The organism is Candidatus Thiodiazotropha endoloripes (genome assembly GCF_001708965.1).
GTDB classification, from domain to species: domain Bacteria; phylum Pseudomonadota; class Gammaproteobacteria; order Chromatiales; family Chromatiaceae; genus Thiodiazotropha; species Thiodiazotropha endoloripes.
The window spans coordinates 82,296-101,930 of record NZ_LVJW01000006.1 but is presented as its reverse complement, the minus strand read 5'-3'; the positions used below and the strand labels follow the sequence as shown (position 1 = coordinate 101,930).

Sequence of the window (19,635 nt, the reverse complement as noted above, 5' to 3'; positions counted from 1 at the left end):
AAAGGGGAGAACGAAACAATACATGGTTAAAACAGAATCAGGAATCGGGCACTGAGTCGGTGCACAGGTCTCCCGTCCGTGTAAGGCTATTGTCAGCCAATTGCAATGTTCTCTCTTCCATCAATAAGGTTGGCCAAAATTCAGAAAAAATAAAGGTTGATGCAGGAATAACATTCCTTGGCAGGGGTACTTTGTTGATCTAGAGCAGGCCTTAGCCACAATTGATATTTGCGGATTGAGCCGCTGAATGAGCGAATTACTTAGGATCAATCGGTGGAATAATCGGGTGGTGATCTTGAAAAAAGCCAAATCCTGGCACTTATCAGGGTAATCGCGCATCAATTACCCCACTTGATCATGTGCGAGCAATTCCGGTTTTGTTGTTACACTATTCCGCCGTCGGGGTAATCATCCCGGGTTGTATATGACGAAGGTGTGAAAATGGCTGATTTAGAGGCACTGATATTTGATGTGGACGGCACCCTTGCCGACACCGAGAGAGATGGGCATAGAGTCGCATTCAATCTGGCTTTCAAAGAGGCTGGACTGGACTGGGAGTGGTCTGTTGAGCTGTATGGAAAACTGCTTGCGGTAACCGGTGGCAAGGAGCGTATCCGCCACTATCTGGCAGACTACAATACCGCTTTTCAAGGTCCGGCGGAGCTGGATCAGTTCATAGCCGGACTGCATGCCGCAAAAACCGAGCACTACACCAGGATGCTAGCGGAGGGCATGATACCAGTGCGAAACGGTGTCAAAAGGTTACTGCAGGAGGCGAGAGAGCAGGGTTTGCGCCTGGCAATCGCCACCACCACCACACCGGCAAATGTCAGTGCACTGCTGCAACACAGTCTGGATCCGCAAGCGGAATCCTGGTTCGAAGTGATTGCGGCAGGCGATATTGTAGCGGAGAAAAAACCGGCACCGGATATCTATATATGGGCCATGCAGCAGATGAAGTTGCAGCCACAGGCCTGTATGGCGTTTGAGGATTCCCACAATGGGGTTCAATCGGCAAGTCGCGCCTCGATTGATACCATTCTGGTGACAACCAATGGCTATACCGTGGAGGATGATTTTACCGGCGCCACCCTGATCATCGACCAGCTGGGTGAACCTGATCAGCCTTTCCAGCGCCTGAATGGGAGTGCCGGTGATTTCAGTTACACCAATATCGAGATGCTGCGGGCGCTCCATGGCCGTGGTGTGAAATGACCGAGATCGCCAGGCGCATGGCGCAAATCGCGCCATTTCACGTGATGGATCTGCTGGCAAAAGCCCGTCAGCTGGAGGCTCAGGGCCGTTCGATCATACATATGGAGATCGGTGAACCCGATTATCCGACCCCGGAACCTGTGGTTGCGGCGGCACAGGAGGCCCTCAGCGGGGGCAATGTCCACTATACCCCGGCTACCGGCCTGCCGCAGTTACGTCAGAAGATTGCCGCCTACTACAAAAGTAAATATCGGGTCGATGTGGACCCGCACCAGGTGATCGTGACCCCCGGCTCATCTGGTGCGTTGCAGTTGTTGATGAATGTGCTGATCAATCCGGGGGAATCGGTTCTTATGGCCGATCCCGGATATCCCTGCAATCGCCATTTTGTATCGATGGTCGATGGGATACCCGTGGGTGTGCCGGTCGGGGAGGAGACGGCATACCAATTGACCGCCGAATTGGTGGAGCAGGCCTGGCGGGATGACACCAAAGCGGTTCTGATCGCCTCTCCCTCCAATCCCACCGGTACATTGCTGGCTGAAGCCGAGCTGCGACAGCTGTATGACAAGGTGACCGAATTGGGCGGTGTACTGATCGTTGACGAGATCTATCTGGGCCTGACCTACGGTGTTGACGCGAATACCGCCCTGGATATCAGTTCCGAGATCTGCGTGATCAGCAGTTTTTCAAAATATTTCTCAATGACCGGCTGGCGATTGGGTTGGATGGTTGCCCCCGAGGCGATGATCGATCCACTGGATCGTTTGGCTCAAAACATGTTTCTCTCCGCACCGACCCTGTCGCAGATGGCTGCCTTGAGTGCCTTTTCTCCAGAGGTGATTTCGATTCTGGAACAGCGGCGTCTGGCCTTTCAGCAGCGGCGGGATTTTCTGCTTCCGGCCTTGCGGGATCTGGGTTTCTCACTGCCGGTGACCCCCCAGGGGGCTTTCTATCTCTATGCCGGCTGTGGAGAGCACGCCAGTGACAGTCAAAAACTGGCCCAACAGCTGCTGAATGAGGCAGGTGTTGCCGTTACCCCCGGTCTCGATTTCGGTTTCAATCGGCCTGAATCCTATCTGAGATTCGCCTATACCACGGCAATGGATCAGCTGCAGGAAGGGGTGGCGCGGATCGCCCGCTTTTTTGCCTAGATCCACTTCTCGATCAACGTTGCTGGCTACCCTTTCGGCAACTTTTGCAGTTGCTGATGCCAGAATACGGTGGCGCCGGCCACCCCTGCCGGCATGGCCAGAAAGTTCAGCAGGGGAACCATCATCATCGCGGTCAAGCCACCGCCAAAGGCGAGCGAGGTCATCCGCACCCGCTTTAAGCGTTGATGTTGTTCCTTGAAAGGCAGGCTGTGATTGGCCATCGGGTAGTCGCCATATTCCAGGGCAAGAAACCAGGCGCTGAAAAGTATCCAGAGAAAGGGGGCGGCCAGATTGATCACCGGAATCAGAAACAGTAACAACAGGGGGATGGCGCGAAGTAGAAAATAGAGGAGTTTGCGTAATTCAGAGAGTATCGAGGGTAACACCTCTTTCATGATCTGTTTTGCGCCAGCGGGTTGATCGCCAAGTTTACCACCCAGATAGAGTTCCACTTTCTCCGCCAGCAGGCCGTTGAACGGCGAGGCAATCAGATTGGCAATTACAGTGAATGTATAGAAAACGACCAAAATGATGGCGATCGCGAAAAGCGGCCACAATAGCCAGCGAAGCCAGGCCAGCCAGCTCTCATCATCGGGCAGAAAACGATCCATCAATTGCTCGAATTGATCGACACCCAACCAGACCAGCAGACTGAATACCAGAATATTGATGAGTAGTGGGATTAAAACAAAGGGTCTGATTCCCGGTTTGAAAAGTAACTTTAAACCTTCTAACAGATAACCGGCGCCGGAGATTGGGTTGCTACTCATCTATGAATACCTGGATTACTTAATCTGCATGAAATGTGAAAAAGGCGAGAACGGATAACTCATTCTGATTTGCCCGGAGAGTACACTGATTCTATCGATCAGAAAAATCTTTGGCAGCGAATAGAGGCGCGCCATACACTTTTTTACAATTAGGATGGTGAGTCTCAGATGTATGAAAACTGGTCTGAAGTGGCGTGGGGACCTCTCGAAAACAAACTTTCTCGATCTATTTTTCGATGCATTCTCAAAAGATTGATTCAATTCACATTAGCGCCTATGAGGAGCTATCAACAATCTGTCGAATCAGTCGATATAAAGTAGGATTGTAGTTCACTGTTTTACCGCACTGAACGATGAGAATGGGTGGTACTTATGGAGTATCCTACTGATTGATTTGATAAATCGTTTTTGGTTGCACCTAGATTTACCAACTATACTTGGATTCAGTTCACACTTCTCATAGACTGAATGGTAACTTGTGAGTACGATCAACAAAATTTTAGTGGCGGGAATTTAAACTTCCTAATAAATCGGATTTGTATCTTGCCTGAGGCTGAAAATGTTGAAACACAACACTAAATATTTCTCGTGCAGTCATCTGCGTAATTCTGTTGTTGGTCTGTTGTCCATGGTTCTCCTGGCCATGCCAATGAGCAGTTTTGCCAGAAACGTTGGAAACCTACCCTTCAATGAGACTTTCGATGTCAACAACTATCAGGACATCGTCTGGGTTACCAACGGAGCTCGACACAACTGGCTGTCAAGTGGCGGATGGCAGGGTGGTGGTGCCGCCCAGATTTTCCCAATCTCCAATGGCCAGGGTTACAACGGCGTGGGGCAGTTTACCGGTATGAATACCGAACAGCTCAACGTCAGATGGCTGATGCGCCATGGGCCAGGATTCAATTCAGCCGGTTTTGATGAAACCAAAGTCATCATCATGAACCGTATCGATTATCGTGAGAGACCGATGATCATCGGTCGCGGTCAAGACTGGAGAACCTGGGGCGCCTGTGACAACACGGTGTGTCGATATGAAGGTGGAGACTATTGGCCGGATGGTACTGACTCCTTCAAGATCGGTGATCCTCCATTTCACCGTGAAGACGAGTGGATCAGTGTGGAGCTCGAAGCCAATGCCCGTACCGGTATCATCAGACTCTATATCACCACACAGGATGGTGAGCATAATGGCCTCTATGTCCAACAGACCATGAGTACACCGGGTGGTGAGTTCAACTATGTCGATGTCATAGGTGGTTACTTCAACACGGCAGCCCCCGCCAGTCCCGACAACTATTTCATCATTGATGAGCTGGTTATCGATGACAGCTATATCGGGCCGCCGGCCGGGTTTATCGTGGGAAACCCGCCGAATCCCCCAATTCTTGAGTGAATCAAGAAAAACCCTGATCCCCGGATCAGGGTTTTTTTATTCCGTGATGGTTTTCTCGATACGATCGGAGATCGGGCTGTTCAGGCCATCGGTATCGTAAGCCACAACTCCGAAAAAGTAACTGCCGGGCGTCATGCTGGAGAGGTCGTAGGAGGTTGAGTGGCTATCCTCGATATCGGCAATCAACTCCAGGTTGTTTGATGATGGGCCACTATAGATTTTAAATCCCGCAAGCTCGCTGAGATCCAGGAAACTGCCATCCGTTCTGGTGGATGGAGCAACCCAGCTCAACTCCTGAGCCTGATTATCCGATGGATTGACCGGAGTATTGTCGTCATCTCCACCACCGCCACCACCTCCACAGGCGGTAAGCCCATAGGCAAGTACAACGAGTGTGTAAAGTGCTGATCTATTCATGGTTTCCTACCACTGTTTTCAGTTGCCAGAATCCGTTGTTGAGATGTTACAGCACAAATTGGCTTTAGCACGGTAATTTGCACATTTTTGCGGAGGCAGAATTTACCATGCACCCACTCAAATTATACAAAAAAATGGTCAACATCGATCGGATTTTCGCAATCTTTGATTCAGGCCCCGGTCATCTGATGGAGGGTAGCCCCCAAGGTTTCACTGCCATTGATCCTTACAATGGTAATTAGTTCACTGGATCCGGAAAATCCACTCTCCATTGACAGAGTCAATACCCATCCGGGTTAGGGCCTGTTAATACTAATCCAATTGGCCCAGCAGGGCCGAAGCCCTGGTCCATTATCTGTTTTTATGATAATTCCGGAGCCTATGGAAACGGTGTGATCTGCTTCAATTTTCCGCCTGTTCAGTGGATTCCGGCATTCGGTTCATGACGGCGTCTCTCAGACAATTGACCTTGGAATCGGACGATAGAGGCTTGTTCTGACGATCTGTGATGAAAAAGATATCCTCCACCCGGGCCCCCAGGGTGGTGATCTTTGCATGCTGCAGGCGGATATTGCACTCAGCAAAGGCTTGCCCCACATCGGAGAGTAACCCTGGCCGGTCGAGTGTCACCAGCCGCATGATCGTGCGTTCCAGGGTAGGTTCCTGGGTGAAATAGATTGCTGTCGAGTTATCGAAGTGTTTGTTTTGTCTTGGAATTCTCCGGCTTACGCTGAGTGGTTGGTCACCTTCCTGACATATTCCCTCTCGCAGGGTGTTGACGATCTCCTCACTGCGTGGACCGAACTCAACCGGTGAGCCGTCCTGTTCGAGAACCAGATAGGAGTTGAGTGAGAAACCATTTGAGGTACTCATTACCCGGGCATTGACGATCGAGAGGGAGAGCTGGTCGAGGAGGGTGGTCGTCACGGCGAACAGGTTGTCTCTGTCGATACCGTAATAGAGCACCTCGGTTCCACCCCGCTTCTGGGTCTGGCGCATCTGAATCAGCGGAAAGGCGTCCGCAGGGGCCTGCAGAATGGATTTACTGTGGCGCTGGATGGCATTCGGTGAATGGGTGAGGAAATACTCATGGGTGAAGGTGGACCAGAGCTGACGTATCGCCGTTTCATCGATCTGCTGCTTTTTCAGCTGATGCAGTGCGGCCTGCTGTTTTTCCTGAATCAGCTCCTCCTGGGCGAGGGGATTCTCCAGACCGCGAATCAGTGCCCGGCGGGTGGCATTGAACAGATCCCTGAGCAGTGAATCTTTCCAGGAGTTCCAGGCATCGGGGTTGGTGGCGCGGCTGTCAGCGAAGGTGAGCAGGTAGAGATAGGTCAGTCGGTTCAGGTCGCCGACCAGTGCGGCAAACTCCTGAACCACCTTCGGGTCGGTGATGTCCTTGCGTTGTGCCGTCATCGACATCACCAGATGGTTGCGCACCAGCCAACTGACCAGTTGACTGTCATATTCACTCAGGTGGTGGAGGCGACAGAAATCGTAGGCGTCCACCGCTCCCAGATCTGAGTGGTTGCCGCCTCGGCCTTTGGCGATATCATGGAACAGGGCAGCCAGATAGATCAGCTCTTCCTTCGGCAGGGTTTTGGCCAGTTGAGTACAGAAGGGATATTCGTCTGCAAACCGGTCGACACTCAATCGGCGGATATTGCGAACCACCATCAGGGTGTGTTCGTCGACGGTATAGACGTGGAACAGATCATATTGCATGCGCCCGACGATGTTTTCGAACATCGGGATATAGGCGGCCAGCACCCCGTAGACGTTCATTCGGCGCAATACTCTGGTGAGTCCCACAGGCTGACGCAGAATCTCCATGAAAAGGCTCTGTGCCCGGATATCCTGGCGAAATGCCTCATCGATCAGAAAGGCATGGTTTCTGATCAGGCGTATGGTGCTGGCTCTGACCCCGATCAGGTCCGGGTGTTCCTGCATTACCAGAAACATTTCCAGTAGAGCGGTAGGGTAGCGCTTGAAGACGTTCTCGTGGGTGACTTCCAGGAATTGACTGCGCTGCTGGAATCGCTGATTGAGCTCGACCGGTTCACCGAGCTCGTCTTTCAACAGAATGCTCTCCTGAAAGTGCTGCAGCAGCATTTCGTTGAGACGACTGAGCTCCATTACCGTGCGGTAGTAGTCTCGCATGAAGCATTCGACAGCCAGGTTGGCATGATCGGCGTCATAACCCAGATAGCTGGCGAGGGTGCGCTGATGATCGAACAGCAGCCGGTCGTCGCAACGTCCGGTCAGCAGGTGCAGGGCAAAGCGAACCCGCCAGAGGTGATTCTGTCCCTCAATCAGGGTCTGGTACTCGGCTTCGGTAAGAAACTTATGTTTGACCAGGTCGTGCAGGTCATGGATCTGGAAATGGCGCTTGGCAACCCAGCCGATCATCTGAATATCCCGCAATCCACCGGGGCTCTCTTTAAGGTTGGGTTCGAGATTGCTCAGGCTGCAGCCCTGCTTGTTGTGCCGTTTACGCTGCTCATTCCATTTCGCCTCAAAAAACTCATCGCTGTTCCACATCTTGTCAGGAGCGATTGCCAGCAGCATATTCTCGAAAAGTGTCACGGAGCCGGTCAGCAGCCGTGCTTCGATCAGGTTGGTAATGACCGTGATGTCCTGCTTGGACTGACGCTCCGCATCATCGATGGTTCTAACACTCTGTCCGATTTCCAGGCCGATATCCCAGAGCAGGGTCAGAAACTGCTGCAGCTGGTCCTCAAAGGATTCAAACTGACTCTCATGCTCAAGCAGAATCATGATATCGATGTCCGAGGCGGGGTGGAGTTCCCCCCGGCCATAGCCCCCGACCGCAACCAGAGAGGCTGCCACCTGGTCGGAAAAATAACGCTTCCAGGCCTGTTTCAGAATCTCATCGATCAGATTGGCACGCTCGGCAACCAGCTCACTGGTGGGGGTCTGTCCCGTGGTAAAACGTTCATTGACATCCTCAACATAGCGTTTCAGATAGTCTTTACAGGGTTGGATTGGAGAGACGTCGTGGGTGAAGGCCTCTCTTAGGGCGGCATAGTCGATCATAATTCACAGTATAAAGGTAGTGGGGCTCAGGCCCTAGATTAAGACCACCACTGTTGGGATTTGACTCCCGGTCAGCAACGACTTTCCCGCTCTTCCTCACGCAGAGTCAGCACTTCAAAACCGCCCTCGGTAACCAGGATGGTGTGTTCGAATTGCGCTGAAAGGCTACGATCCCGGGTGATCACAGTCCAGCCGTCCTGCTTCAATTTGACCTGCTGTTTGCCTGCATTGACCATCGGTTCAATGGTGAAGCACATGCCGGGCTGCAGAACCATGCCGGTGCCGGATTGACCGTAGTGCAACACCTGGGGATCTTCATGGAAATCCTTGCCGATACCATGGCCGCAATACTCTCTGACCACACTATAGTGGTGATTTTCGACAAAGGTCTGGATCGCGTGGCCGATATCGCCGAGTCGGCAGCCAGGCTCTACCTTGTTGATCCCCAGCCACAAGGCATCCTGGGTGACATCGATCAGTCGCTTGGCAAGAATTGAGGGTTGGCCGACGGTGAACATCTTGCTGGTGTCGCCATGGTAACCATCCTTGATCACGGTGATATCGATATTCACGATATCGCCCTTTTTAAGACGTTTCTCGTTGGGAATCCCGTGACAGACAACCTGATTGACCGAGGTGCAGATCGACTTGGGAAAGCCGCGGTAGTTCAGCGGTGCCGGAATGGCCTGCTGCTGGTCGACGATGTAGTCGTGGCAGATGCGGTCCAGCTCCAGGGTTGTCACGCCAGGCTGTACATGAGGGGCAATCATCTCCAGTACATCAGCCGCAAGCTTGCCGGCCTGTCTCATCTTTTCTATTTCTTGTGCTGTTTTTATTGTGACGCCCATGTGAAATCGCTTGAATGTCCGGGAAGTTAAACCTGAATCCGAGGGTTCATGACGGCACATAGCGCAAGCTATTGCTTCCCCTGCGGTCCAAAAAATGCCCGCTTAACCTATGGGTGAAGCTAAGATTTTTTGATTCCAATGGGAAATCAATAGTTTACACTCTGAACTCGCCATGAACCCTCGGATTCAGGTTATAAGGGGATGGCGGGTGCGGCAAGATTGTCGCAACAAGCCGGTTATGGTATAAAACGCCCCGCTGAATCGCAAACGCTTCAGCATCCAAAGTCCGCGGAGGCCCTAGGGTTATTCTCGCGGGTAGAAAACACACACATATCGTCACATGGTCCTGGGTGCCTTGGAAGATACTGAGTATTACTAAGTTTTACTTATTAATCAGTATCATAAGGTTGGACTATGGGATATGTGGAGGTTTAACCCGATACATATCAGGAGTCACTCATGAGTGAAGTATCAATGCGCCAGATGCTTGAGGCAGGCGTACATTTTGGTCATCAGACCCGTTACTGGAACCCGAAAATGGGTTCTTACATCTTTGGACATCGCAATAAGATCCACATCGTCAATCTGGAAAGGACGATGCCTCTTTTCAAGGATGCGATGAATTTCATCGGTTCCCTCTCTGCCAACGGCGGCAAGGTTCTGTTTGTCGGCACCAAGCGTGCAGCACAGTCCGTGGTACGCGAAGAGGCGGAGCGTTGCGGTATGCCTTTCGTCAACCATCGCTGGTTGGGCGGTATGCTGACCAATTTCAAGACCATCAAACAGTCCATCAAGCGACTCAAAGAGCTTGAGGCGATGTTCGAAGACGGTAGTGTTGAGCACCGTTTCAACAAGAAAGAGGCGCTCGGATTGAGCCGAGAGCTGGAGAAGCTGGAGCGCAGCCTTGGCGGTATCAAGAACATGAACGGTCTGCCCGACGCCCTCTATATCATCGATGTTGGCCACGAGAAGAATGCTGTGGCTGAAGCCCGCAAACTGGGTATTCCGGTGATCGGCGTGGTGGATACCAACAACGACCCGGATGATATCGATTACGTGATTCCGGGTAACGATGATGCGATTCGCGCGATTCAGCTCTATGTACAGGGTGCTTCGGCAGCGATCCTGGAAGGTCGCGCCAGTGCCGCCAACAGTGTGGCAGCAAATAGTAACGAGGAGTTTGTCGAGGTAGCGCCTGATCAGGCCTGACACTTCGGCAAAGTGGCCGGACTCCCCGGAGTCCGGTAACCATTCTCTTGTAAGACAGTTTTAGTACTTAAATATTTAAGGTAGGCGTATTATGGCAATTACAGCCTCTCTGGTGAAAGAGCTGCGTGATCGTACCGGCGCAGGGATGATGGAGTGTAAAAAGGCATTGGTTGAGTCCAATGGCGACGTGGATGCAGCCATCGAGCAGATGCGCAAATCCGGTCAGGCGAAGGCGGCCAAAAAAGCGGGCCGTATCGCAGCTGAGGGTATCATCGTGTTGAGCTTCAACGATGACAATACCCAGGGCGCAATGGTTGAGGTCAATTGTGAAACTGATTTTGTCGGCAAGGACGACAATTTCACCTCCTTCGCAAAGGCCGTTGCAGAGCGAGTTCTGGCAGGTGGCGCAGATGATGTCGCCGCACTGATGGAGCAACCGCTGCATGAAGGTGAAGAGACCACAGTCAATCAGGCCCGTGAGGCACTGGTCTCAAAACTCGGCGAAAACATGAATGTACGTCGTTTTGTCCGTTTCAATGCCTCATCCGGTAAGCTGGTCAGCTATCGCCACGGCGTTCGCATCGGTGTGGTGCTTGAGCTCGACGGTGGTGATGATGAGCTGGGACGCGATCTGGCGATGCACATTGCGGCAACCAATCCGGTCTGTCTCTCTGCGCAGCAGATGCCTCAGGATATGATGGACAAAGAGCGTGAGATCGTCACTGCTCAGGCCAAAGAGAGTGGCAAGCCGGATGAGATCATTACCAAAATGGTCGAAGGCCGGATGCGCAAGTATCTCGCAGAGAACACCCTGATGGGTCAGGCCTTCGTCAAGGATCCGGATACCAGCGTGGAAAAGCTGCTGAAAAGCAAAAATGCACAGATTGTGGATTACAAACGCTTTGAAGTCGGCGAAGGTATCGAAAAGAAGCAGGAAAACTTTGCTGAAGAGGTCATGGCTCAAGCCAAGATGTCTTGATTTTTTCTGCGCCAAGCCCATGGGCCTAGTGGAAAGGCATCCATCGCAATCCGATGCCTTTCCACAGCCAGCCATCCCGATGGCTGGCCACCATTAATAACAGACCCCAGGAAAGGGATGATATGAGTGCGCTAATTTGCCAACGCATCTTGCTGAAACTGAGTGGCGAGGCCCTGATGGGAGAGGGGGACTTCGGTATTGACCCTGGCGTGCTTCAGCGGGTTGCTGAGGAGATCAGGGATCTGATCGATGCGGGCATTCAGATGGGGGTTGTGATCGGTGGCGGCAACATCTTTCGTGGTGCAGGTCTGGCTCAGGGTGGCTTTGACCGTGTACGCGGCGATCAGATGGGTATGTTGGCCACCGTAATGAACTCACTGGCGATGCAGGATATGCTCTCCCGCCTGGGTGTGGAAGCCGATGTCTACTCGGCGCTTGCCATGCCAGATGTTTGTGAACCCTTTACTGCGAGAGATGCAAGGCGTAGCCTGGATCAGGGCCGGGTTGCCATTCTCGCGGCCGGTACCGGCAATCCCTACTTTACCACTGACTCCGCTGCCAGCCTGAGAGCGGTGGAGATCAAAGCGGATCTGCTGATCAAGGCGACCAAGGTGAATGGTGTCTATTCAGCCGACCCGATGAAAGATCCCCAGGCAACCTTCTATCCCCGATTGACCTACGAACGCGCTTTGGCGGAAAACCTTCAGGTCATGGATGCCACGGCAATCGTTCTGTGCCGGGACAACGGGATGCCCCTGAGGATCATGAATATAAACGACCCGGGTGCTCTCATGCGCTTGATGCGTGGAGAGGCAATTGGCTCCCTGGTGGAAAAAGGCGACTGACTATGATTGATGATATTAAGCGTGATGCGTCAACCCGTATGGGTAAGAGTGTAGAGTCCCTGGTACATGAACTGGCCAAGGTGCGGACCGGCCGTGCCCATCCCAGTCTGCTGGATCATATCCGGGTCGACTACTATGGATCGGATGTACCGATCAGCCAGGTGGCGAATATCAATGTCGAGGATGCTCGCACGCTGACCGTGGTGCCCTGGGAAAAGAACATGGTTTCGGTTGTGGAGAAGGCGATTATGACTTCCGATCTGGGACTCAACCCGATGAGTGCCGGCTCGGTTTTGCGGGTGCCGATGCCGCCGCTGACCGAAGAGCGGCGCAAAGATCTGATTCGAGTCGTCCGCCAGGAGGCTGAGCAGGCCAAAGTCGCGGTGCGCAACATCCGTCGTGATGCGAACCATGATCTCAAGGATCTGGTTAAAGAGAAGATGATTTCAGAGGATGATGAACACCGCGGACAGGAACTGATCCAGAATCTGACAGACAAACACATTAAACAGGTTGATGAGTTGCTGGAGGAGAAAGAGAAGGACTTGATGGAGATTTGATCCTCCTGAAGAGCCTAATGAAATCTCTATGACAAGCGGCATGACAAAGGACTCCGATACTGTCGTCGCAGAACTGCCTCGGCATTTGGCGATTATCATGGATGGCAATGGCCGATGGGCGAAAAAGCGTGGCCTGCCGCGTTACGCCGGTCATCCGGCGGGTGTCGATGCTGTACGGCGGGTGGTTGAAGCCTGTGTGGTGCGTCAGATACCGGTTCTGACCCTGTTTGCCTTCAGCAGCGAGAACTGGCGTCGGCCCGCCAAAGAGGTCAATCTGATCATGGACCTTTTCATCCGCTCCTTGAGGAAAGAGGTCAAACGTCTCGATCGCAATCAGGTCAAACTTAAAGTGATTGGCGATCGCAGTGCATTCTCCAAAAAGCTGCAGCAGCAGATCGCCGATGCGGAGCAGCAGACCGCATCCAACCAAGGCCTGCTGTTACAGGTGGCCGCCAACTACGGAGGTCGCTGGGATATCACTCAGGCTGCAAGATCCCTGGCCCAATCGGTCGCATCGGGAGAACTCTCCGCTGAACAGATCGATGAGCAGGCGCTGGCACAGCAGCTCTCATTTTCCGGGGTTCCGGAACCCGATCTGTTCATTCGCACCGGCGGTGAAAAACGGATCAGCAATTTCCTGTTGTGGCAGTGTGCCTATACCGAACTCTACTTCACTGATCTGCTCTGGCCCGACTTCGATGACCAGGCCCTGGAAGCGGCAATTCAGGATTTTTCAGGCCGACAACGTCGTTTCGGTCGTACCGGAGAGCAGGTTCAGGGACAGACTGCTGAAGCCTCCTGAGCCGTCCGATATGCTGAAGCAGCGTGTGATCACAGCCCTGATTCTGGCCCCACTGGTCATCTCCTCAGTGCTGCTGCTGCCAACCGGTTATGTCGCCCTGCTGCTCGCCGTCGTGGTCTTGGTGGGGAGTCGGGAATGGGCCAGACTGAGTGGTTTTACCGATCTGCCCCAACAACTGCTCTATACGCTGCTGATGCTGCTACTGCTATGTTGCAGCTACCTTTGGTTGCCCCCATCGTGGATTTCTGTCATTACCGGCCTCGCGGTTGTATGGTGGTGTTTTGTGCTGGTGCGGATTATGCGTTATCGGTCGGATCAGATCCCATCTGAAAACTCGCTGTTGAAAGGGCTGGAGGGAATCATTGTGCTGCTTCCCCCCTGGCTTGCGCTGATCACCCTGCATCAGATACCCGGTTTCGGTCCCGGTTTGATGCTGTTTGTACTGATGCTGATCTGGAGTGCGGATGTGGGAGCCTATTTTGCCGGGCATCGCTGGGGGAGTCATAAGCTGGCACCTGAGGTGAGCCCGGGCAAGACAAGGGAGGGTGTGTATGGTGCCATGGCCAGTGCGCTGCTGTGCGGATTCGTTCTAATCTGGTGGCTGGAGAGCTCTGTTCTGAAATCGATACTGATCTTGATTCTCTGTCTGGTTACCATGCTCTCCTCGGTGGTCGGTGATCTGTTCGAGAGTCTGTTGAAGCGTCAGAGGGGGATGAAGGACAGTGGTACCCTGCTACCCGGACATGGTGGTATGTTGGATCGTATCGATAGTCTGACGGCCGCGGCTCCAGTATTTCTCTTCGGCCTGACCCTGTTGGGGGAAGCGTGATGAAAGGTTTGACGATTCTGGGATCGACTGGCTCGATCGGCATCAGCACCCTGGATGTGGTGTCCAGACATCCGGATCAGTACCAGGTCGTCGCCTTGACCGCCAATCGGGATGTGGAGGGGCTGCTGAACCAGTGTGAAAGGTTTCAGCCGAAGATTGCGGTGATGGGCGATCCACACTGTGCCGACCAGTTGGCGAAAGGGTTGAATCAGCGCGGACTGGCGATTGAAGTGCTCTCCGGGCTGCGCGGCCTGGAGATTGCGGCAGCCATGCCGCAGGCTCACTATGTGATGGCGGCAATCGTCGGTGCGGCCGGTTTGTTACCGGCGCTTGCGGCTGTGCGGGCCGGCAAGCGTCTGCTGCTGGCGAATAAAGAGGCGTTGGTGGTGGCCGGAGACCTGTTCATGCAGGAGGTGAAGGCGCACAATGCACTGGTGCTTCCCATCGACAGTGAACACAATGCCGTATTCCAGTGCATGCCGGAGGATTATCAGGGCAATCTGATGCAGTCCGGAGTGAAGCGTATTCTGCTGACTGCATCCGGTGGACCCTTTCGTGAAACCCCGGTGGAAACGCTGCATGACGTCACCCCCGATCAGGCTTGTGCCCATCCAAACTGGGAGATGGGCAGGAAGATCTCAGTCGACTCGGCAACCATGATGAACAAAGGGCTGGAGGTGATCGAGGCGCACTGGCTGTTTCAGGCCGGGGCGGATAAGATTGAGGTCGTGTTGCATCCCCAGAGTGTCATCCACTCCATGGTTGAGTATGAGGATGGTTCGGTGCTCGCCCAGCTGGGACAGCCGGACATGCGGACACCGATTGCCCATGCGCTGGCCTGGCCGAACCGGATTCAGTCCGGGGTTGAAAGTCTGGATCTTTTTCAGATCGGCCGTCTCGATTTTGAGCCACCGGATCCCCAGCGGTTTCCTTGCCTGGGCCTGGCCTATCAGGCAATCCAGAGCGGCGGTACCGCCAGCGCGGTGCTGAATGCGGCCAATGAGGTGGCGGTGGATGCGTTTCTCAATCAGCGTCTCGGTTTTACCGGTATTGCTGAAGTGGTCGAGGAGACGATGCAACGGCAGCCGGTGGATCAGGTCAAAGACCTGGAGAGCCTGTTGGAAGCGGACCGTAAGGCGCGAACCATGGCGGAACAAGTCGTGCAGAAAAGGGTCTCAAGCTGCGGTATCAGCTGATTAGACATAATGAATTCACTACTCTTCACCATCATCTCGTTTCTTGTTGCACTGGCAATCCTGATTGCCGTGCATGAATTCGGCCACTTCTGGGTGGCGCGTAAACTGGGCGTCAAGGTGTTGCGTTTCTCGATCGGCTTCGGCAAGCCGTTGTGGAAAAAGACCAGTCAGGTTGATGGTACTGAGTATGTTGTTGCGGCCATCCCACTCGGCGGCTATGTGAAAATGCTCGATGAGCGGGAGGCACCAGTTCCCGAGGCAATGCAGAATCAGGCGTTCAACCGCCAGTCCCTGCCGGTGCGCAGTGCGATTGTGGTCGCCGGTCCCCTGTTTAATTTTCTGTTTGCGATCTTTGCCTTCTGGCTGATTTTCGTGACCGGTGATAGCGGCCTCAAACCGCTGGTCGGCAAGGTGGAGGAGGGCTCCCTGGCGCAGCAGAGCGGCTTTGTGGTTGGTGACCGGATTACCTCGGTTTCCGGTAAAGCCACTCCCACCTGGGAGAATGTGGTCTATGCGATGCTCTCCCAGGCATTGGATAAGGATACCCTGCAGATTGGTGTGACCAATCCGCAGCAGGGTGAACGTCAGGTTCTGCTGCCGAGCCAGGATCTTGCGACGATGGCGGAAGAGGGGCAGCTGCTGACCAATCTGGGATTGACCCCCGACCGACCGGAGATACCCCCGGTGATTGGTGAGATTGTGCCTGGTGAAGCGGCCGACAAGGCTGGTATGAAGGCGGGAGACAGGATAATTCGGGTTGATGATCAACCGGTTACCGATTGGGCCGAGTGGGTCAACTATGTCCGGGAGCGACCAGATCAGACGATGTTGATCGAGGTCAGTCGGGAGAGAGAGTCGCTGATCATCGAGGTCACGCCGAAAACGGTAATACCCGATCAGGGTGAACCCTATGGACGGATCGGTGCCGGGGTTGAACAGATACCGAGTGACCTGTGGGACGACTATCGGGCGATTGTACGCTACGGACCGCTGGAGTCGGTCGGGCAGGCGATCAACAAGAGCTGGGATCTGTCGGTACTGATGCTGAGAATGCTCGGCAAAATGATCATCGGCGAGGTGTCGGTCAAAAACCTCAGCGGCCCCATATCGATTGCTGATTCTGCTGGTAAATCAGCAAGTTTTGGCCTGGTCTATTTTATTAAGTTTCTCGCTGTCGTGAGCATCAGTCTGGGGGTTTTGAACCTGTTGCCCATCCCAGTGTTGGACGGCGGTCATCTCTTTTATTTCCTGATCGAGGCGATTAAGGGTAAGCCGCTATCGGACCGGTTTATGGAGCAGGGGCAGAAAATCGGCCTGTTGATTCTGCTCGGTGTCATGAGTCTCGCTTTTTATGTCGACCTGAACCGTTTTCTGGGGTAGCCATTCTTATCAGTTCAAGGGGATAGCTCTGTATCCTGAAGCTGTAAGATAACTTATACTTACGCCCTTCGTGACATTGCTGACTTGTCGGAGATTTCTGCCAACAGGCAGCTGAATAATGAATAAACTCTGTTGTTTCAAAGCATAATGCCATTTTTCTTGCGGATTTTTATCACTCTACTGCTGTCTGCCGGTGTCCTGTTTCCGCAACTGGCTGCCGCCTTTGTCGTCCAGGACATCCGTGTCGAGGGACTTCAGCGCATCTCAGCGGGTACGGTCTTCAACTATCTACCGGTGAAAACCGGTGATGAGGTGAATAAGGGGAACACCGCGAAGATCATTCGGGCCCTCCACAAAACCGGTTTTTTCCAGGAAATTCGACTGGAGCGTGAAGGGGATGTGCTGATCGTCTTCGTGCATGAGCGGCCGGCAATTGCTGAGATCAACATTACCGGTAACAAGGATCTCGATACGGATCGGTTGATGGCCGGACTCAAGGATGTTGGACTGGCCGAGGGGCGGGTCTTCAAGCGCGCTCTGCTGGAGCAGGTCGAACAGGAGCTGAACCGGCAATATTTCGCCCGTGGTAAATATGGCGTCAAGATCGAATCCAAGGTGACCCCGCTTGAGCGTAACCGGGTGGGGATCGATATCGAGATCTCAGAGGGACTGACAGCACGGATTAAAAACATCAACATTATCGGCAACTCAGCCTATGACGATGATGCTCTGCTGGATGAATTCGAGCTGGGTGTGCCTGCCTGGTACGCGATCTTCTCGAGCCGGGACAAATACTCCAAACAGGCCCTCGCCGGTGACCTTGAGACCCTGCGCTCGTTCTACCTGGACCGGGGCTATATCGATTTCAAAATCGAATCGACTCAGGTTTCGATTACCCCGGACAAGAAAGATATCTACATCACCATTGCACTCGATGAGGGGGATGTGTTCACCCTCAGCGATATTAAACTGGCCGGTGATCTTGAGCTGCCGGAAGAGGAGCTGTTTCCGTTGATCCACCTGCGCCGAGGCGGAGTGTTTTCACGTAAGCGGGTCACCGCGAGTGCAGAGCGGCTGAATAAAAAGTACTCCGATGCGGGTTATGCCTTCGCCAACGTCAACAGCATACCGGATATCGACAGAGAGAACCGCAAGGTGGCGATTACCTATTTCGTGGACCCGGGTAAACGGGTTTACGTCCGTTATATCAATATCTCCGGGAACTCCACGACTCGCGATGAGGTACTGCGCCGTGAGATGCGGCAGATGGAATCCGCCTGGTTCTCCGGTGAGAAGACCCGACTCTCCCGCGAGCGTCTGCAACGGCTTGGCTTCTTCAATGATGTCAATATGGAGACCCCGGCGGTACCCGGTACCACGGATCTGGTGGATGTCAATCTGAGCGTAACAGAAGCCGCTTCGGGCAGCCTGAGTGCCGGCGTCGGCTACTCGGAGACTCAGGGTGTGCTGTTCAATGCCAGTATCAGCCAGAACAATTTTCTCGGTACCGGTAACCGGGTCAGTGCGGGTTTTGATACCAGTGATGCCACCAAGAAGATCTCGATTCTCTATACCGACCCCTACTATACAATCGATGGGATCAGTCAGGGTTATGAGCTGAGTTATCGGGAGACCGACTTTTCAGAGTTGAATATCTCCAGCTACTCTACCGATGTGGGGCGTCTGGGGGTCAATTTCGGTGTGCCGGTATCCGAGTACGACCGCCTGAGATTCAGTTTGGCCTATGAAAATACGAAATTTTTCATCGCCGACTCGGCCTCGGATGAAATCAAAGAGTTCGAAGAGAAATATGGCAAGAAGTTTTCCGATTTTGAGCTGGTGGGCAGTTGGATCCGGGATAGCCGTGATCGGGCGATCTTTCCGAATAAAGGCGGTCGCCAGGTCTTCACCACGGAATTGAACACACCGGGCAGTGATCTTCAGTATTACCGCATCAGCTATCGGAATGCCCAGTATTTCCCATTAACCAACAATCTGACCTTAAAACTGAATGGTGAGTTGGGTTATGGTGACGGTTATGGAAACAACGAGGAGTTGCCGTTCTATCGGAATTTCTACGCCGGTGGCATTGGCTCAGTCAGAGGTTTCGAAGAGAATACCCTGGGTCCGAAGGATTCAGAAGACGATGCGTTGGGTGCAAATGCTAGAATCGTGGGGCAGATCGAGTTACTGTTCCCGATCTTTGGTGACGACTTCAAAGATACGGTACGTGCCGGATTGTTTGCTGATGTGGGCAATGTTTTCGATCTGGCAAATGACGAGGAGATCAAGTGGGATGGATTTAGGGCTTCTACGGGTCTGATGTTATCCTGGTTTTCTCCGGTAGGTGCACTCTCGTTCAGTTTGGGTTATCCGCTGAAGGAGGAAGAGGGTGACAAGACTAAATCGCTTCAATTCCGAATTGGTAGCGGATTCTAAAACTAATTAGGGAGTCGATGGGTGAACTCAATACGTTTTTTACTAATCACTTTGACCATGGCATGTTTTGCTGCCGGTAGTGCCTACGCTGAGGAGTATCGCATTGCTTTTGTCAATGCCACCAAGGTATTTGAAGAATCACCGCAATACAAAACCGCGCGGGAACGCCTGCAGACAGAGTTTTCCCGACGGGAGAAAGACCTGCTGGCCTCACAGAAGCAGCTCAAGCAGCTTGAGGAGAAACTTCAGCGGGATGGTTCGGTGATGAGTGAGTCCGAGGTGAAGCGTCTTGAGCGGGATATCCTCAGTCGCAGTCGCAAACTGAAAAATGCCCAGACAGAGTTTCGTGAGGATCTGAACCTGCGTCAGAACGAGGAGTTCAAGAAACTGCGCCAGCAGGTTCGTGAGGTCATTCAGGAGGTGGGTAAGAGTGAAAAAATCGATCTGATCGTCTCGGATGGGGTGGTCTATTTCAGTAAAAAGATCGACATTTCTGACAAGGTGTTGGATAAACTGCGTGAACGAAAAGCTGAATAATC

Annotated in this window: 17 protein-coding genes; 13 read left to right on the top strand and 4 right to left on the bottom strand. The window is 53.1% G+C overall.

Going from position 1 to position 19,635, the window contains the following annotated elements; all coding sequences use genetic code 11:
• Nucleotides 1–441: 441 nt before the first annotated feature.
• Complete coding sequence (locus tag A3193_RS11105) at nt 442–1,215, top strand: HAD family hydrolase (protein WP_069014834.1); 774 nt, start codon at nt 442–444, stop codon at nt 1,213–1,215.
• Complete coding sequence (locus A3193_RS11100; RefSeq protein WP_069006174.1) at nt 1,212–2,369, top strand: pyridoxal phosphate-dependent aminotransferase; 1,158 nt, start codon at nt 1,212–1,214, stop codon at nt 2,367–2,369. The genes A3193_RS11105 and A3193_RS11100 overlap by 4 nt, the downstream gene beginning before the upstream one ends.
• 26 nt (nt 2,370–2,395) lie before the next feature.
• Here the strand turns inward: A3193_RS11100 and cysZ are convergent, their stop codons facing one another.
• Nucleotides 2,396–3,139, bottom strand: coding sequence for a sulfate transporter CysZ (gene cysZ / locus A3193_RS11095; protein WP_069006173.1), 744 nt, complete (start codon nt 3,137–3,139; stop codon nt 2,396–2,398).
• Between the two features lie 649 nt (nt 3,140–3,788).
• On the opposite strand from cysZ, the gene A3193_RS11090 reads away from it, so the two are divergent.
• On the top strand, nt 3,789–4,535 hold the full coding sequence (locus tag A3193_RS11090; protein WP_141694786.1) for a hypothetical protein: 747 nt from the start codon (nt 3,789–3,791) through the stop codon (nt 4,533–4,535).
• 36 nt (nt 4,536–4,571) lie between these two features.
• On the opposite strand, the gene A3193_RS11085 is transcribed toward A3193_RS11090, so the two are convergent.
• The 3 genes from A3193_RS11085 to map form a co-directional block, all read right to left on the bottom strand.
• The gene (locus tag A3193_RS11085) at nt 4,572–4,952 is read right to left on the bottom strand and encodes a hypothetical protein (protein WP_069006171.1); all 381 of its coding nucleotides are present in this window, start codon (nt 4,950–4,952) and stop codon (nt 4,572–4,574) included.
• A gap of 402 nt (nt 4,953–5,354) precedes the next feature.
• Entirely contained in the window at nt 5,355–8,009 is a 2,655-nt protein-coding gene (gene glnD / locus A3193_RS11080; protein WP_069006170.1) for a [protein-PII] uridylyltransferase, read from the bottom strand.
• Between the two features lie 71 nt (nt 8,010–8,080).
• The gene (gene map / locus A3193_RS11075; RefSeq protein ID WP_069014830.1) at nt 8,081–8,857 is read right to left on the bottom strand and encodes a type I methionyl aminopeptidase; all 777 of its coding nucleotides are present in this window, start codon (nt 8,855–8,857) and stop codon (nt 8,081–8,083) included.
• 474 nt (nt 8,858–9,331) lie between these two features.
• Here map and rpsB point away from each other — a divergent pair, with 474 nt between their 5' ends.
• The 10 genes from rpsB (at nt 9,332) to A3193_RS11025 (ending at nt 19,633) form a co-directional block, all read left to right on the top strand.
• Nucleotides 9,332–10,066, top strand: a complete 735-nt coding sequence (rpsB, locus tag A3193_RS11070; RefSeq protein ID WP_201258731.1) for a 30S ribosomal protein S2 — start codon at nt 9,332–9,334, stop codon at nt 10,064–10,066.
• A gap of 91 nt (nt 10,067–10,157) precedes the next feature.
• A complete protein-coding gene (gene tsf / locus A3193_RS11065; RefSeq protein ID WP_069006167.1) occupies nt 10,158–11,045 on the top strand; it encodes a translation elongation factor Ts in 888 nt (295 codons plus the stop codon).
• A 122-nt stretch (nt 11,046–11,167) separates the two neighbouring features.
• The gene (gene pyrH / locus A3193_RS11060; protein ID WP_069014827.1) at nt 11,168–11,890 is read left to right on the top strand and encodes a UMP kinase; all 723 of its coding nucleotides are present in this window, start codon (nt 11,168–11,170) and stop codon (nt 11,888–11,890) included.
• A 2-nt stretch (nt 11,891–11,892) separates the two neighbouring features.
• On the top strand, nt 11,893–12,450 hold the full coding sequence (gene frr, locus A3193_RS11055) for a ribosome recycling factor (RefSeq protein ID WP_069006165.1): 558 nt from the start codon (nt 11,893–11,895) through the stop codon (nt 12,448–12,450).
• A 40-nt stretch (nt 12,451–12,490) separates the two neighbouring features.
• Nucleotides 12,491–13,252 (top strand): isoprenyl transferase, encoded by a 762-nt coding sequence (locus tag A3193_RS11050; RefSeq protein WP_069006164.1) that lies wholly within the window; start codon nt 12,491–12,493, stop codon nt 13,250–13,252.
• 10 nt (nt 13,253–13,262) lie between these two features.
• The gene (locus A3193_RS11045; protein WP_069006163.1) at nt 13,263–14,081 is read left to right on the top strand and encodes a phosphatidate cytidylyltransferase; all 819 of its coding nucleotides are present in this window, start codon (nt 13,263–13,265) and stop codon (nt 14,079–14,081) included.
• Nucleotides 14,081–15,277 carry a 1-deoxy-D-xylulose-5-phosphate reductoisomerase gene (gene ispC, locus A3193_RS11040; protein WP_069014825.1) on the top strand — a complete coding sequence of 399 codons (1,197 nt, stop codon included), beginning with the start codon at nt 14,081–14,083 and terminating at the stop codon, nt 15,275–15,277. The genes A3193_RS11045 and ispC overlap by 1 nt, the downstream gene beginning before the upstream one ends.
• Nucleotides 15,278–15,286: 9 nt before the next feature.
• Nucleotides 15,287–16,657 (top strand): sigma E protease regulator RseP, encoded by a 1,371-nt coding sequence (rseP, locus tag A3193_RS11035; RefSeq protein ID WP_069006161.1) that lies wholly within the window; start codon nt 15,287–15,289, stop codon nt 16,655–16,657.
• Nucleotides 16,658–16,804: 147 nt separating this feature from the next.
• Nucleotides 16,805–19,096, top strand: coding sequence for an outer membrane protein assembly factor BamA (gene bamA / locus A3193_RS11030; RefSeq protein WP_069014824.1), 2,292 nt, complete (start codon nt 16,805–16,807; stop codon nt 19,094–19,096).
• 21 nt (nt 19,097–19,117) lie between these two features.
• Nucleotides 19,118–19,633, top strand: coding sequence for an OmpH/Skp family outer membrane protein (locus A3193_RS11025; protein WP_235614979.1), 516 nt, complete (start codon nt 19,118–19,120; stop codon nt 19,631–19,633).
• Nucleotides 19,634–19,635: the final 2 nt, after the last annotated feature.